Annotated in this window: 11 protein-coding genes; 1 reads left to right on the forward strand and 10 read right to left on the reverse strand. The window is 58.3% G+C overall.

Features of this window, described 5'->3' with window-relative positions:
• Positions 1 to 177 precede the first annotated feature (177 nt).
• Together JN279_RS37030 and JN279_RS37035 are read right to left on the reverse strand one after the other, a co-directional pair.
• The gene (locus JN279_RS37030) at positions 178 to 969 is read right to left on the reverse strand and encodes a DeoR/GlpR family DNA-binding transcription regulator (RefSeq protein ID WP_096453625.1); all 792 of its coding nucleotides are present in this window, start codon (positions 967 to 969) and stop codon (positions 178 to 180) included.
• 54 nt (positions 970 to 1,023) lie between these two features.
• The gene (locus JN279_RS37035) at positions 1,024 to 2,730 is read right to left on the reverse strand and encodes a pyridoxal phosphate-dependent aminotransferase (RefSeq protein WP_202351631.1); all 1,707 of its coding nucleotides are present in this window, start codon (positions 2,728 to 2,730) and stop codon (positions 1,024 to 1,026) included.
• A gap of 166 nt (positions 2,731 to 2,896) precedes the next feature.
• Between JN279_RS37035 and JN279_RS37040 the strand changes: the two genes are divergently transcribed.
• Positions 2,897 to 4,204: an alkaline phosphatase family protein gene (locus JN279_RS37040; RefSeq protein ID WP_199201500.1), complete on the forward strand. Its 1,308-nt coding sequence runs from the start codon at positions 2,897 to 2,899 to the stop codon at positions 4,202 to 4,204.
• Between the two features lie 38 nt (positions 4,205 to 4,242).
• Here the strand turns inward: JN279_RS37040 and asnB are convergent, their stop codons facing one another.
• The 8 genes from asnB to JN279_RS37080 form a co-directional block, all read right to left on the reverse strand.
• The gene (asnB, locus tag JN279_RS37045) at positions 4,243 to 6,135 is read right to left on the reverse strand and encodes an asparagine synthase (glutamine-hydrolyzing) (protein ID WP_202296327.1); all 1,893 of its coding nucleotides are present in this window, start codon (positions 6,133 to 6,135) and stop codon (positions 4,243 to 4,245) included.
• 32 nt (positions 6,136 to 6,167) lie between these two features.
• Complete coding sequence (locus tag JN279_RS37050) at positions 6,168 to 7,082, reverse strand: class I SAM-dependent methyltransferase (RefSeq protein WP_202296329.1); 915 nt, start codon at positions 7,080 to 7,082, stop codon at positions 6,168 to 6,170.
• Between the two features lie 30 nt (positions 7,083 to 7,112).
• Positions 7,113 to 7,712 (reverse strand): phosphatidylcholine/phosphatidylserine synthase, encoded by a 600-nt coding sequence (locus tag JN279_RS37055; RefSeq protein WP_010913591.1) that lies wholly within the window; start codon positions 7,710 to 7,712, stop codon positions 7,113 to 7,115.
• On the reverse strand, positions 7,709 to 8,527 hold the full coding sequence (locus JN279_RS37060; RefSeq protein ID WP_202351632.1) for a phosphocholine cytidylyltransferase family protein: 819 nt from the start codon (positions 8,525 to 8,527) through the stop codon (positions 7,709 to 7,711). Before JN279_RS37060 ends, JN279_RS37055 begins: the two co-directional genes overlap by 4 nt.
• Before the next feature lie 30 nt (positions 8,528 to 8,557).
• Complete coding sequence (locus tag JN279_RS37065; RefSeq protein ID WP_202351633.1) at positions 8,558 to 9,748, reverse strand: aminotransferase class I/II-fold pyridoxal phosphate-dependent enzyme; 1,191 nt, start codon at positions 9,746 to 9,748, stop codon at positions 8,558 to 8,560.
• Positions 9,749 to 9,792: 44 nt separating this feature from the next.
• Positions 9,793 to 10,701 carry a phosphoenolpyruvate mutase gene (aepX, locus tag JN279_RS37070; protein ID WP_010913588.1) on the reverse strand — a complete coding sequence of 303 codons (909 nt, stop codon included), beginning with the start codon at positions 10,699 to 10,701 and terminating at the stop codon, positions 9,793 to 9,795.
• 507 nt (positions 10,702 to 11,208) lie between these two features.
• On the reverse strand, positions 11,209 to 12,252 hold the full coding sequence (locus tag JN279_RS37075; protein ID WP_010913587.1) for an LLM class flavin-dependent oxidoreductase: 1,044 nt from the start codon (positions 12,250 to 12,252) through the stop codon (positions 11,209 to 11,211).
• A 250-nt stretch (positions 12,253 to 12,502) separates the two neighbouring features.
• Entirely contained in the window at positions 12,503 to 14,143 is a 1,641-nt protein-coding gene (locus tag JN279_RS37080; protein WP_202351634.1) for an SDR family oxidoreductase, read from the reverse strand.
• Positions 14,144 to 14,299 lie beyond the last annotated feature (156 nt).

A 14,299-nucleotide genomic window follows, 5' to 3' on the forward strand; every position in this document is an offset into this window, starting at 1 on the left:
TCTCTTTCAGTCGGGATGACAATCGGAGCGAATGAAATCCGCTCCCGAGACGGGATGAGACATAGCGCGGTTATGTGACGGTTTTTTGCAGGTTTGAGACGGATTGTGTTGGTTATTGAAATAAATGGAAAAAAATGTTTCACGGTTGGGGCAGCCGTGCGGGCTGAAAGCAGAGGATCAAGTAGAGACCAGTGCGGGGTTGTGACGGTTTTGCGGATATAGAACTTCAACACCGGCGGCTTCGATCTTGTCCAGCATGTCCGATGCAGGCCTCCGGTCAGTGATGATCGCGGTAATCGCCGAATGGGGCAGGATGCGGTAGCGCGCCGACAAGCCGAATTTGCTGTGATCGGCGAGAACGACAATTTTCCGTGCTTGCTCGCAGAGCGTCGCAGCAAGCTCCTGTCCGACCTGTTCATGGTCGAAGACGCCATTCGGATGCACCGCATTGACGCCGATAAATGCGATGTCGATCTGCTGTTCGCGGAGTGTACGCAAGGCGGTGAATCCGGTTACGGTCCGGAAATCGACATTGAAATCGCCCCCCAGCATGACAACGCGATGCCGATAGCCTTCGGCCGCGGCGATGGCAGTATCGACCATGTTGGTGACGACGCGCATTTCCGGGAGGGCCGATATGCGGCTGGCCAACGACAGAATGGTGCTGCCGCCCCCGAAGAAGAGATTCTGACCGGGCTTCAGAAGACCCAGGGCGATCTCAGCGATGGTGCTTTTTTCCGCGCGCTCGGAAACAGCTCGCGATGAGATGGCCAGCAGCTTTGGCTGTTGCGTTGCGACCGCGCCACCATGGACCCGTGCGACCAAGCCATCCTGCTCGAGCCGTTTGATATCCCGCCGCGCAGTCTCTTCTGAAATATTGAACCGCTGCATCAAATCTCGGATGCGCACTTCGCCATTCGCCTGGATGATTTCAACGAGCCTTTTATGACGATTGTAACTTAGCGACATGCTTCTCTCTCTCGCGGCATTCGAAAAAAGACTATTCAGTTCGCTGCGCAAATGTCACGTCAGGGCGTCACTCTCAGAGGCCGTTGAGCGGCTTAAGGTGCGCCGCAGAGCTTTTGCCAGCCTTTCGTTTTCCGTCCGACTTCGAACCGTCAGGCGCAGATATCGATCTGCGTCGTTCATGGCTTGATAGCCGCATTCTCTTACGAGGACGGATTCGAACAGAACGAGGCGGCGCTTGAGCTCGGCAGCGGATACCGAATTTTCAGGCAGCCGGCACAAGATGAAATTCGTTTGCGAAGGTACGACGTCGAGGCCCGGTACCGTCCGCAGCTCCTCGATGAACAGCTCTCTATCTTCTCGCAACATCTCTAGACTGTGTTCCAGTTCCTCTGCGAATTCGGGAAGCAGGAACAGTGTGTATTCCGCAATACCGTTAATGTTCCACAGCGGCAGTTTCCGGCGCACGGCGGCAACGAGCGCGGGATCGCCAGCCATGAGGTAGGCGAGCCGGATTCCTCCAAGTCCGAAGACCTTTCCAAGGCTCTTCACCACGATCAAATTGGCACAGGACGGCACCAGAGTCTCAACGCTGTTTGATCGGCCATCAGCGGGAAAATCAATGAACGATTCATCCACGATCAGCCGCCGCCCTCGAGATCCTAGGGCCTCCGCCAGCCATGCCACGTCAGCATGATCAACAAGTCGACCGGTCGGATTGTTTGGATTTACAACGATTGCCGTATCCGCGCCTGTCGCCAGTACGAATTCCAGGAAAGCTCGAACGTCGAGATCGAAATAGGGCGGGGTGAGGACGAAGTTGTTCTTTTGTTCGTCATCGAGTGGTGTTTGAAAGCCGGCGAACGTCGGCACGGGAATCGCGATTGTGGGGTTCAGCGTTGAATAGAGCGCCTGGATGAGATCGGTCACCCCGTTTCCGACTGCAATAAAGTCCGGCTGCTGCGAGGTCATCGTGCCAACAACTGAAGCGATATCGATCTGCTGAGAAGGGTAGCATGTCAACACGCCTTCGAGCCTCGCCGCCAGCCGATCGTAAAAAGTCTTGGGAGGGAAGCGGGTATTGCAAAGAAGCATGTGCTCGGCGATTGGCTTGCGCCAATAACCTCCGACGCTCGTTTCCAGACGCCGCAGCACGTTCTCCTTGTCACACCGAAATTCGGCGATGGATACGTCGACACCGTCGCAAATATCGAGCAGCTTGGAGCCGGCAGTCAGCACATTGTCAGGCAACGCTACGTCTCGTTGGGACAGGCCCGCGACTAACCTGCTCAAGGCCTGATGCAGAGATGCCGCGGCGCGGCTTTCGGTCAAAAGATTGCGTAGAACATCAGCCCTCAATCGATAAATCCCGGTCGGCGCGTCGGGCCGCCAAGCGGAGCCGCGCAAACCTTTGTTGACATCGATACCGTCAAGAACCTCACTGTCGAAAAGCGGTGTTCCCCATATCAGGAGAGTATCGCCATCATGTTGGCGGAACTTCTCAATGAGATCGCCGTCATGCGCGTCGTGCCACGAAAGCGTATTTGTGCTGTCCTGCAGGCGGAACCCATCGAATGTGCCGCTACTCAAGTTTTCAACGAGAGTGACATCTTCAATGCCGTTTTCGACACAGGCGTTGACGAGACGGTCCAAGAGCGGCTGACCGTTGATAGGAACCAACGGTGCATCGTAGCTGCCACTCCACAGATGTATTTTTGGCCCTGCGAAATCGAGGATAAAAATAGCACGGGTCGTATCGGCCATCTCGGACTCCTTTCTTCTGAAGGAAGCAAAAAGAGCGCGTAGAAGCGCCCATTCCCAAAATCAAAACGACCCACTGGCGCTCGAAGTATCCCGTGATGCGTTCATACCGGCGTCATCCGAAGCCTATAGGGGGCTTTGGTTTCGATCGGTCTCTTCCAGGTGCAACATGACCCACACCAATCCATCCAGGCCTACCGCTCGTTTTCAGACGCCTGCCTCGATAAAGCCGCGCGCTCCTACGAAAGCGATTCTGATCCTCATGGACGGCGTAAGCGCGGACTATTTCGAAAAGCACAAACATCGGTTGCCGACGCTTCTTCGTTTGGCAGGAGACGGTCTGTCCATCACTCGCCTGCGCTCAACGGTGCCGGGAACGTCGATGCCGGGGCGCGCAAGCATGCTAACCGGCGCGGCGCCTCAAGCGAACGGGATCTACGGAAACCACATTGTGCGAGATGGCTCGTTTGTCTGCGCCGACGCGTCTGATCTGCGGGTTCCGACCATTGCAAAGCTTGCCAAAAATAGCGGGCTTGATGTCGCGTCCATCGGCGCTGGGTTGATCGACCCAGCCGATTGCGATGTCTTCGTGCCGGCCTGGTGGGAACGAGGGTTTCTCCAGGGAAGCCGGTCATTTAAGAGCCTGCCCGAAAACCGCATCGCTCGCTCGCGCATGATCAAAGATCCAAATGGGCGGTTGCGAGCCGCCGGCGTGCTCGATCTCTTCGGCTTCCCGTCCAGTAGCGACACCGTTGCGAGCACTGCTCTCGTTGCGGGCCTGGCCGCGGATCATCTCATGATCGGGGCTGCAGGAGCGCTGGCTTGCTCGGAGAACCCGCCTGATCTCATTTTGACCGAGATCGACATGACGGATTCGATTCAGCATCAGTTCGGATACGAAAGCGAGGCGGCACATTGGTCTATCGCCGCGGCCGACATGATGATTGGCGCTCTCATCGAAGGACTGAGGCGAGTCGGGCGGAAAGACGATTACGCGATCGTAGTCGCAAGTGACCATGGACATAGCGCCGTCCATACAACCATTTATCCGGATGCGATCATCCCTGACTTGCTTTGGGAAAGTGAAGGAGCGACGCTCCATGTCCTGGTTGACGGAGCTCATGACCGCAGAATCGCAGACGGACTGTTGGCGCGCTTCCAAGTGGAGCCGTGGTCGAGCGACCATGTTCCGGTAAATGAACGCGATTGCATAGCGACCTATGTCGCACCTCCTGGACACTCCTTCGAGGAGACCGTTGGAGACACGCAAGAAGCTGGCCCGACGGGCAGACCTCGATACTTGTCCACCCACGGTTTTCGACCGGGCAGCGCGGAGGACGATCGGATATGCCTGTTGAGCATCCCTGGAATGCAACCTTGCAATATTGCCTGGGGCTCCGCTGAAGAGTTCACGCCAACCATTGCTCAGATCTTGGGATTGTCCGACGCCCCGTTTTCGGCAAGGGGTCTTCTGTAACATGCCCGCAAGCGACCGCCTGCGGGCTCGCATATTCGTCATGAGAATACCTCTTTGAAGAATATCCCAAGGTTGGCCAACAGCCAGAACTTCCGACCAAACGAGTCTGAAGGATTTCGTCGTCCGGCCTCGAACCAACGCCGCAAAGCAGCAGGATCGAACAAATCTCCCAGTGGAGAGTCCTTATCAAACAGCAGCCTTCGATATTCCGTTGCTCCCTCGCCAACGGCCCACTGACCCAGTGGCAGCGGAAATCCCATCTTTTTGCGAGATAGAACAGATCTGGGCAAGACGCTCCGGTATTCCCTTCTTAAGGGGAATTTTGAGACATCGAGACGTTCGCTGAAGGAAGCAACCGGATGCCACAGTGCCTGGACCGAAGCGATTGGAGACCTCCACCTCAACCGCTGTGAGCCGGGCATCGCCATTGCGGCGGTAACGAGCTGGTGATCGGTATAAGGAACGCGAGCTTCAAGCCCAGCTGCCATTGTGGTGTTGTCAACCATTTCCAGCAATGCGGGCAAATGCGTAGAGACGAGAACATATGAGATCTTGCTAAAGAAATCTCCGCCGGCCTCTGCAAATTGAGTCGAGAAGTGATCGAACAGAGCCATCTCGTGCTCCCTTCGTACCCGCCCATCGATGACAAGCGAGCGGATTTCATCGGTCGGGAAGTAGCTGTAACGCGCCAGGAAGAACTGCAATTGACTGCCATGGACGTCGAGTCCGAGGCGCCGGCGTGCGACCTGGGCAAGAGCACGTGGTAATGCGGCGATGATCTTGCTTCGATTGTAATCATACGGCGTACGGAACAATCGGCTGTAGCCAGCAAAAATCTCATCGGCCCCCTCGCCGGTGAGGACGACCTTATGCTCCTTCGAAATCGCCTTTGCGAGCGTAAACATTGCGATTTCGTTATGCATCCCAAGCGGATGTCCGCGCAGGCGAACCAGCTCTGACACAGCGTAGATATCGGAAGGTTCTCCAATTGGGACGACCCGGTGAGTGAGCCCAAATTCTGCGGCGACCTCCATCGCATAGGCCGTCTCGTCATAATCGGCGGTCTCGACCTTGCCGGTATAGCAGATCGGACGGATTTGGGAGCGGGTGGACGCCTCATAGGCGAGGATGCTCGAGTCAAGTCCACCGGACAACAATGCGGCGACCGGTACGTCAGACACCAGCTGACGTTCGACGGCGCTTCCAAATAGTCTCCTTATGTCGGAATAGTCCGGCTTCGATCGCGAAATGCGCTCCGACAGATTCCACCAACGTTCGGACGTGTGTCGCCCGTTCCTTATTGCGAGGAGATGGCCGGGCTCTAACTTGGAGATCCCGGCGAACAGCGTCCTGGCACCGACAACCGCGCGATAGGAAAGAAAACTGAGCGCGCCGATGATGTCGGGTCCGCGCATGACGCCCGGCCAGCGAATGAGAGCGTTCGGCTGCGACGCAAAGAGAAGGCCAACATCGCAGATCGTGTAGTAAAGGGGTTTTACCCCCAAACGATCTCGGGCGATGAGAGCAAGCGAGTTCCGGGGATCGAAAAGCGCGAAGGCAAACATCCCGTCAAGGCGGTTTAAGAATGACTTTCCCCAAGCAATATAGCTAAGAATTAGAACCTCGGTGTCGGACACCGTCGAAAAGGAAAAACCCATATCCCTCAATTCAGCTCTAATTTCCCGATAGTTGAATATCTCGCCGTTGTACGTCACCACAACTCCGGTATTGTCATCGCGATAGGGCTGATTGGCGCGAGAATGAGCGTCGACAATCGATAGCCGTCGATGCGCGAATGCGACCGATTGATCAATGTATAGGCCGCTGGCATCAGGCCCGCGATGAGCGAGAGCCTCAGCGCAACGCTCAACGGCCTCAGCACAAACGGGTGTTCCCTCGTTTTTGAGGACTATCCCAAAGATTCCGCACATTGGGGTCGCTCTCTTGGCACGAATAACGCCAACTACGTGCTCGGCTTTTCGCCGATCATCTGGATGCAGCCATCGCCGAACCAGAAGCGGGCCAGCGGGTGGTCATAATGACGGTACATCGGAGCGAGAAAGCGCCGAAGATTATGGAAATTTTTTGTATACCTTGAGATCCTGCGGATCTTCTCGAAGCCGCACTCGCCATACCAGCCTCGGATTTGCACCTCTGTGAATGCGAACCCGTGATAGGTCGGCGCCTGGAAACGATCCCGGATCGTCACGAACAAATCATCGTCAAAAAGACTCCGAAAGAATTCGTTTTCGCCGGGTATATATTCTTTCTCTTCGCCGTCCTTTATTCGCAACAGCCAGTTGATGGCTTCGCGTGCGGTGGATGCATCCAGATTGTCAATGGAACTGCGGAATTGTTCGTCGCTTTGGTAGAGTTCTCGCAAGTGATTGATGCATCGGTAAATGACGCCGTTGGCGGTACCCATAATCGTCAAAAAGAAGCTGCCGCCGGGGCGGGTTACACGGGCAAGCTCTTCAAAGCCTTTTTTCGGATTGCTGGTGTGCGGCAAAACCCCTGCGCAATGGACAAAATCGAAACTGAAGTCGTCAAACGGCAGATCGAGCACACTGCCAGCGACCAGTTCCGAGCGCGGCCCAAATCGGCTGAGCCGTTTGCGCGCGCAATCCATCCAATCATTGCTCAATTCAAGCGAAACAACGTTTCGTGCCCCCTTGTCGAGAAACGCATAGGACGCATTCGCGTTAGAGCCGCAGCCCGCGTCCAGGACATCAAGGCCGCGGAAGCTACCGGTTGGCAGGCCGAAATATTCCTCCTCGATTAGAGAGACCAACCTGTCGAATATGTGGTCATCATTCTCCTGCTGGCGCTGGTAGCGATCAAAGACGGTGCGAGTTTCGACCTCGAAAGAGCTTTCCATGTATTCTCTTCCCTATGGCTACAAACTGATTCACGCTGTGAGCAAGGCGACAGATCCGGCTGCGGCGAGTGTAAGGTTGCCCAAGCGCAATGCACTGCCGGTACCCGGAAATTTGAAGTTTGAAAGATGCAGGACCGACAGCACAAACCCTGCACCGATCAATAGGTTGCCCAGGCCTTGCACCGGCAAGTGATGGTCGGCGACGAAGAGGAACGCCAACACGAAGAGATTATTGTTCAACGGCAATCCTCTGCCGAATCCGTCAGCGTCCAGTCCGAACGTCGAAAAATAGCTGAGGCGCAGAGCCCCTGACAGGATGAGGCAGTTGGCAGCCAACAATGCGGGAACGGAGAACGCGTTGAAGGACAAAATCAGAACCGCTGGAAAGACGGCTGCGTAGACCAAATCAAGCAGCCCGTCCAACGCGCCACCCAGCTGTGCCATCAAAGCGGACCGGTTCGGGGAACTCTTCGCGACCATGCCGTCGGCATCATCTGCCAAAAGAGCCCACAAGCCGAAACAGATGCCAATCTCGAAGCGCCCGATCAAAGCAAAGTAGATCGCCGTGGTGGCCAAGATCAGCCCAAGGGCCGTAATGGCATTTGCAGCGTCGAACAGATAGCGGATCATCCTCCTACCCCCGCCACGGCGGCCGGCGCGTCGGCACTATGTCTGCGAGGTCGCTCGAAGGCGAAAATCCTTTCCGCTACCCGCAGGTCCTGTTCACTGTCGATCTCGTACCATCGCAAATCGTCACATCGCGCCGCGGCGAGTTGCAGTCCGCGCTGCTCGATGAGATGCGCGAGCAGCTCCTCGGTATAGGCTTTGATTGCGCCCGAGCCGATCAGGTCGTGGAGGACCGGGACGATCGCCGTTTGGAGTTCGGCGCCAGAGAACCGGATGAGGTTCATCATCTTGAAGAGCACCGGGGTGCCTGATACCAGATTTGCCGCCGTCTGCTTCAACCGGACTTCGGATATGAAGCCGTTGCTGGAAAGGACGACCGCGGACCCTTCCATGGATGGATCGAAGGGCGCGACCGCGGCGGCATTGGCCGCCTCCACCCTGATCAGGTGGCGCAGCGCATCTTCTTCGAAGAAGACGTCACCTTCGAGGAGATAACAGTCGCCGGAAAGAAGCGTGTCGCGTGCCAGCCAGAGCGAGTAGGCGCTCCCTGTCTTGTCGAAGACCGAGGACTCGACATAGTTGATTTCAAGTCTACCGAAGCGTTCGCCACAGGCATGGCGAATGGCATCCTTGCGATAGCCGACAACAATCGTCACCTCTTCAACTCCCACCGTCTGAAGGTTCCACAGTGCATTGTAAAGTATCGGTGTGCCGTTGACTTCGACGAGGGGCTTGGGACACAGATCGGTCAGCGGACGCAGGCGGGAGCCGAAGCCGGCAGCGAGAATGACGGCTTTCCTGGGAGCAGCGGGAGGCATCTCATTCACCTCTTTCGTTGTGTTGCGGTGTCATTTCCAGGAGTTGAGGAATTCGACGAGCCGGGCCAGGCCGGTCGCGAGTTTTTCAGATGGAATTCCATAGGACAGGCGCAGGCCGGCGGGGTCACCGAACGCGGCGCCCGACACAGCTGCGACGCCAGTTTCGGCAAGCAGTGCCGTCACGATATCGTCGGCTGTCGTTGAGGCGCCGTCTTCCGATGCCGATCGCAGCAGATGGGAAAGGTCGAGATAGAAATAGAAGCCGCCTTGCGCCCTGGGGACCGGTACACGCGTCAACCAAGCAAGCACGTCAAGACCGATCCGTCTGGCGCTTGTGAGGCGTGAACGCAGCTTGCCTTCATAGTCCGAGCCACCCCTTTGCAAATGGGCGAGCACCGCGTGCTGGGCAATTACGTTTGGATTCGAAGTGGTGTGCGATTGCAGCGCGTTGACGGCATTGATCACCTCTTTTGGACCCGCCAGATAGCCGATGCGCCAGCCGGTCAATGCCAGCGATTTGCTGAAGGAGCTGACGATCAGCGCGCGTGCTCGAATTTCGGGGGCGACCGAGACGATCGGATGGTGGGTATGATCCTCATGCACGAAGTCGCCATAGCACTCGTCGAAAATGATCCACAGGTTGTGGCTGACCGCCAGTTGAGCGATGGCCATCAGGGTCTCAACATCGTAGACCGCACTGGCCGGATTGCTGGGCGTGTTGACGACGATCGCCCGCGTTCGTTCGGTGACCGCCTCCTTGATGTGCTCGGGGCGCGGGACGTAACCGTTGGATCTGGTGTCGACGAAGACCGGTGTGCCGCCGGCGATTAGCACCTGGGCCGGAAACGTTGTCCAGTAAGGCGCCGGGATGATGACCTCGTCGCCCGGGTTCAGCAGCACCATTGCGGCATTGAACAAGGCCTGCTTCGCTCCGGACGTCACGGCAACTTCCTCGGCCTTCCAGATCTGTCCGGTATCGAGGGAGATCTTCCGCGCCAGTGCCTCGCGCAGCTCCACCATGCCAACCGTATCGGTATAGCGATTGACGCCCTTATTGATGGCGTCGATCGCGCCGTCGCGAATCGTGGGAGCAAGCTCGCTCCAGATCTCGCCGGCGGTCAGATCGATGATCTCCTTGCCAGCATCGGCCGCCGCTTTTGCGGCAGCGCGCGCCGCGGCGGTACCCGATGTACCGAACAGGTTTGTCCGATGCGCAAGCATGTGCGCTCCCGTTTTCGTTTGCTTTCAAAGACGGGCTGGGCCTGCTACCGCACGCCGGTCGCCGTCTGCGGCAGATATTTCTCTTCCGCCGCTGAGAGTTCCTGGTAATTGAGCAGATCGAAGAGTTCGTCGAGCGTCGCCACCTCGTCCTCGATACCGGCGGTACTTTCTTCGCGGAGGATGCGGTCGCAGACCTGGCGCATGGCCGAGATCGCCGCGCGCATGTTGTGGTTCGCCCATATGACCGTGGAGATTCCGGCCGCCCGATACGCGGAGACCGGTGTGCGGTAATATTTCGTAGGCACGATCACGACCGGAAGGCGGTTCTGCCAGGCGCGCGTGAAGGCGAAAATCTGCTCAGCGTTGGACTTGCGGGAATGAATCAGAATAGCATCGGCGCCGGCCTCAGCGTAGGCTTGTGCTCGCGCCAGCGCCTCATCCTCTCCGCGGCCGGCGATGAGCGCCTCGATCCGGGCGACCAGAACGAACTCCGCATCCGGCACTTGGTCCTTCACCGCCTTAAGCCGGCCGCAGAACTCGGGAATATCGGCCAACGGGTGCCGATCACCGATGAACGAGTTCATTTTCGGGAACGCCGTGTCCTCGATACATATGCCGCTCGCGCCATGTTGGCGCAGCTTGCGGGCGACCAAACGGGCATTGTTGAAGTTCCCGAACCCGCTGTCCCCGTCGACGAGGACTGGAATGTCCACCGTGTCGGAAATTCGCTCAACGACATCGACGAGTTGGGACCAGGAAGCTTCGTTCGCATCTCGATATCCGAGACTGGATGAAATCGAGAGGCCGGACGCCCAGAGCGCCTTGAAGCCAGCGCGCTCGGCAATCGCCGCCGAAAGGCCGTCATGAGCCTCCATTGCGAAGGCGAGTTCACTGGACGCGATCATTCGGCGCAAGCTCTCTCGCGTCTGCGCACCAGACTGCCTCTCCACCATGCGGTCTCACCTCCACCGACGCTGTCCAGCCGACAAGCCTGTCATCGCTGCCGACGAAGTACTTTCAGAGGCGAACCGCTCTGCCCACCGATCGGCGATCTGCCACTGTCGTGCACACATACAGAATCAACGAAGCAAGGCGCGTGCCGAATTGGCGAACCACCTGCGCCGCACCAGTTCTCCATACCGGCGGGCCAGGTCCCCTCTCGACATTTGTCGGGCTTCCGACATCCTCGTCCAACTTCGGACACAAGAGGGGTAGCGGGAGTGGCTATTCGTCTACGCCATGGCGGCCGTTCCGAGGCTGCCGATCAACGGTCTCAAGCGAGATTGCCAGGGAGCGGAAGACCGGCGGTCCGTGCAGGCAAGGACGGACGACGTTGGTCTTCGATCCCGGTGATCGCCGGTCGGCTTGATTATTTATCCATGCCTCATGGACGAAGTGTCGAGCATCGGCATGCGAGATTTCAGCTCCCCCAGTGGCCGTTCCGAACTTCAAGCCTTGACCTAACCAAGCGACTTGTTGATCGATGGGATGATCTTGTCTCCCCAGAGCTCAATCTGGCGTAGCATCGTCTTTTGGTCGAAATCTCCCAATTGGGTCTGAATTGCGATCTGGTCCGGCTTCAGGATACTTATCTCTTCCAGCAGGCGATCGATGACGCGACTTACGCTGCCGATCGGCAGGTTCTGGCGCATGGTCTCGAACGACAGATCCTGCTGCGTCGGTGTTTCCTGCAGCAGATAGCCGTCCCGGCTCTGCTGGCGGCGCTGATGAAGTGCTTCAGATAGCCGGCGCTGGAAGCGGGCGTTGTCGAGATAGCTGTCGATCTCCGCCTGATCGTCGCTGGCATAGCAGCAGCGCAGAAGCCCTATCTTGGCGGCGGTGACATCCTTACCCCGCGAGGCCGCTGCTGCCTCGATGGTCTCACGCAGCGTTCTTAAGTTTTCCAAGCCGTTGTGGAACGCCGTGACGAAAAGATTGTGGCCCTCACGATAGGCCCGGCACATGCTTCGCGCGGACCCGCAGGCGATCCAGATCGGTGGGGCTGGCCTTTGGATGGTGCGCAGCGAAATCGCCGTTAAAGGTATCTTCTCATACTGGCCATTGTGCTCGAAGACCTTCTGGTTAAGGCCCTTGAGAAGGATATCCAGGTATTCCGCAAACACGGCCGGCGCCTGATCGACATCGACGCCGAAGCGCTCGAACTCGAACTGCTGGTATCCCGAGCCGACGCCGAGTTCGAGGCGGCCGTTCGAAACGATCTCGGCAAAGCCGATCTCGGAGAGCAGGCGCTGCGGTTGATATAGCGGCAGCACACACACACCGGTGCCAAGGCGAATGGTGCTCGTAAGGCCAGCACAGTGCGCCACCATCATCAAGGGCGAGGGAACCAGGCTGTAATTGTTGAAGTGGTGCTCGGCGAACCAAGCGGTGTTGAAGCCAGCCTGCTCCGAAGCGATTGTCTGTTCAATGGAGTTACCGATGACGCTGTCGCACGATTGATGATAGCCTCGCTGGGCCGCCAAGATGAACGTCGCGAATTCCATGGCGTGTCCCTCGTTTACACAAAGTGGCCAATCAAGCCTTCGACTTGTGCCGATTGCGGGTGGGTCGCGGTATCGATGCGGCCTGGCGACGACGTAGTCGACGATCTTGCGCAAAGCCGCTTATCGTTCGGCGGCCGCAGGCAAGCGCCAAAACCTGGCTAGTCATTCGACCCTGATGACGAGTTTTCCGTCACCGATGAAGACGATCACTTGGCAAGCCGCGCTTGGCACGTTCCATGCAGCCGCAGTCTCAATCCTCGAACCTCGTCGGCTTCGACGAACCGCAACCCGTCGCCGGCGAACATTCCGTTGGATTTTCTTGATCGGTTGGCTGGGCGTTTCGCGCGTCAGCCAACGAGGTCAAGCCGCCGTCCACGTAGAGGGTCGAGCCGTTTACGTATGAGGCATCAGGCGAGGCCAGAAAGAACACTGCCTCGGCGACGTCTTCGGGCTCTCCCATCCGCCCCATCGGGATGCGCCGTTTGATCGCTACGGAATCGATGCAGCCGGACTCGACCAACTGAGCAATGTCAGGCGTACGGATATAGCCAAGAGCGACGGTGGCCGTTCGGATGCCGACCGACCCGAGTTCGGCCGCCATGCACCGGGTCAGAATGTTCATACCCGCCCTGGACGCCCCATAGGCATGGCGCGGCACGAAGGGCAGGAAACTATTGATCGATCCAAGATTGAGGATTACGCCGCCGGCGTCCATCGACTTGATCGCCTCGCGCGCGCAGGTGAAGGTGCCGGTGAGATTGACGTCCAGCACCCGCTCGATCTGTTGCGGGATTTCGATCCCTCGCACAAACGTATCGGCAATAGCAGCACAGTTGACGAGGACCTCGATGCGACCGAAGCGCCCCCGTATTTCCTCGAACAGCGCCACCAGGTCGCTCTCGACCGCCAAGTCGACGGATTTCGCCACGTGCCTGCCGCCCAGCAAATCAGCGAGTTCTGCCGCCCCAGCACCATCTTTATCAGCAATCACGACTGTGTCGGAGTTCGCGGCAAAGCGGCGAACGACGGCGGCGCCTATACCGTTCGCGCCGCCCGTCACGACCACTGTGCGCGCGCCAGTTCGTTCGGCCGGCCGGAAGAGTTCGGCTCGAGGCGTCTCGTCGACCGGCGGGTGCGCGTCGCCCGGCTGGTTGAACGACATCCAACCGCCGTCGACCGTCAGCACCGATCCTGTGATGTAGCCCGTCTGTGCGCTGGCCAAAAAACGCACGGCCCGAGCGATCTCGTCGGGGCGCGCCATTCGCCCCATGGGCACGCGGCGGCGCACGGCCGCGAGGTCCATCTTGCCCGCACGTTCCAGTTCCGCCACCATCGGCGTGCGCACGTATCCTGGCGCTACCGCCGTTACGCGGATGCCGCGCGAGGCCCACTCGCATGCAAGCGATCTCGTGAGAGCGATCAAGCCTGCCTTCGAGCTGGCATAGGCGTTGCGCTTGGGATTGCCGAGCACGCCCGCCAGCGAAGCGACGTTGACAATGGCAGCGCCGGGCTGCATGCGCCTTGCCGCTTCGCCGGCCATGATGAAAGGCCCGATCAGATTTGTTGCCAGCACGCGTCGGAAGGCCTCGAAACCGGTGTCGATAGTCGCAGCCATGGCGGGTCCTATCGCCGCGTTGTTGACGAGAACATCGATTTTCGCGAACTGCGCTTCGATGCGGCCGTATAGGGCGACAATGTCCTCTTCTCGTGAGACATCGCATTCGAGGCCCAGATGCGGATGGCCGAGACCGCCGGCCAGTTCAAGAACGCCGCTGCCAGGAAGGTCCACCGCAACGACGATGTCTCCATCGGCGGCAACGATCTCGACCAGCGCACGGCCGATTCCGCCTGCCGCTCCCGTTATGATGACGACCCGTCCTGCCTGCTTCATATGAACCTCTCCGCAGCCAGCGTCAGAGATATCGACGCGAGTCAGCCGCAAGACCGGTCGCGGACGTCCTGGTGACGGCGAGTTTCCATACCGGGTAGACGTGTTGCGTTCCGCGACCGCTCCCGCGACGCGGCTCCGCAATTGGGAGCCTTGGAA

Origin of the sequence: Mesorhizobium sp. 113-1-2 (assembly GCF_016756475.1) — a bacterium.
In the GTDB taxonomy this organism is placed as follows: Bacteria; Pseudomonadota; Alphaproteobacteria; order Rhizobiales; family Rhizobiaceae; genus Mesorhizobium; species Mesorhizobium loti_C.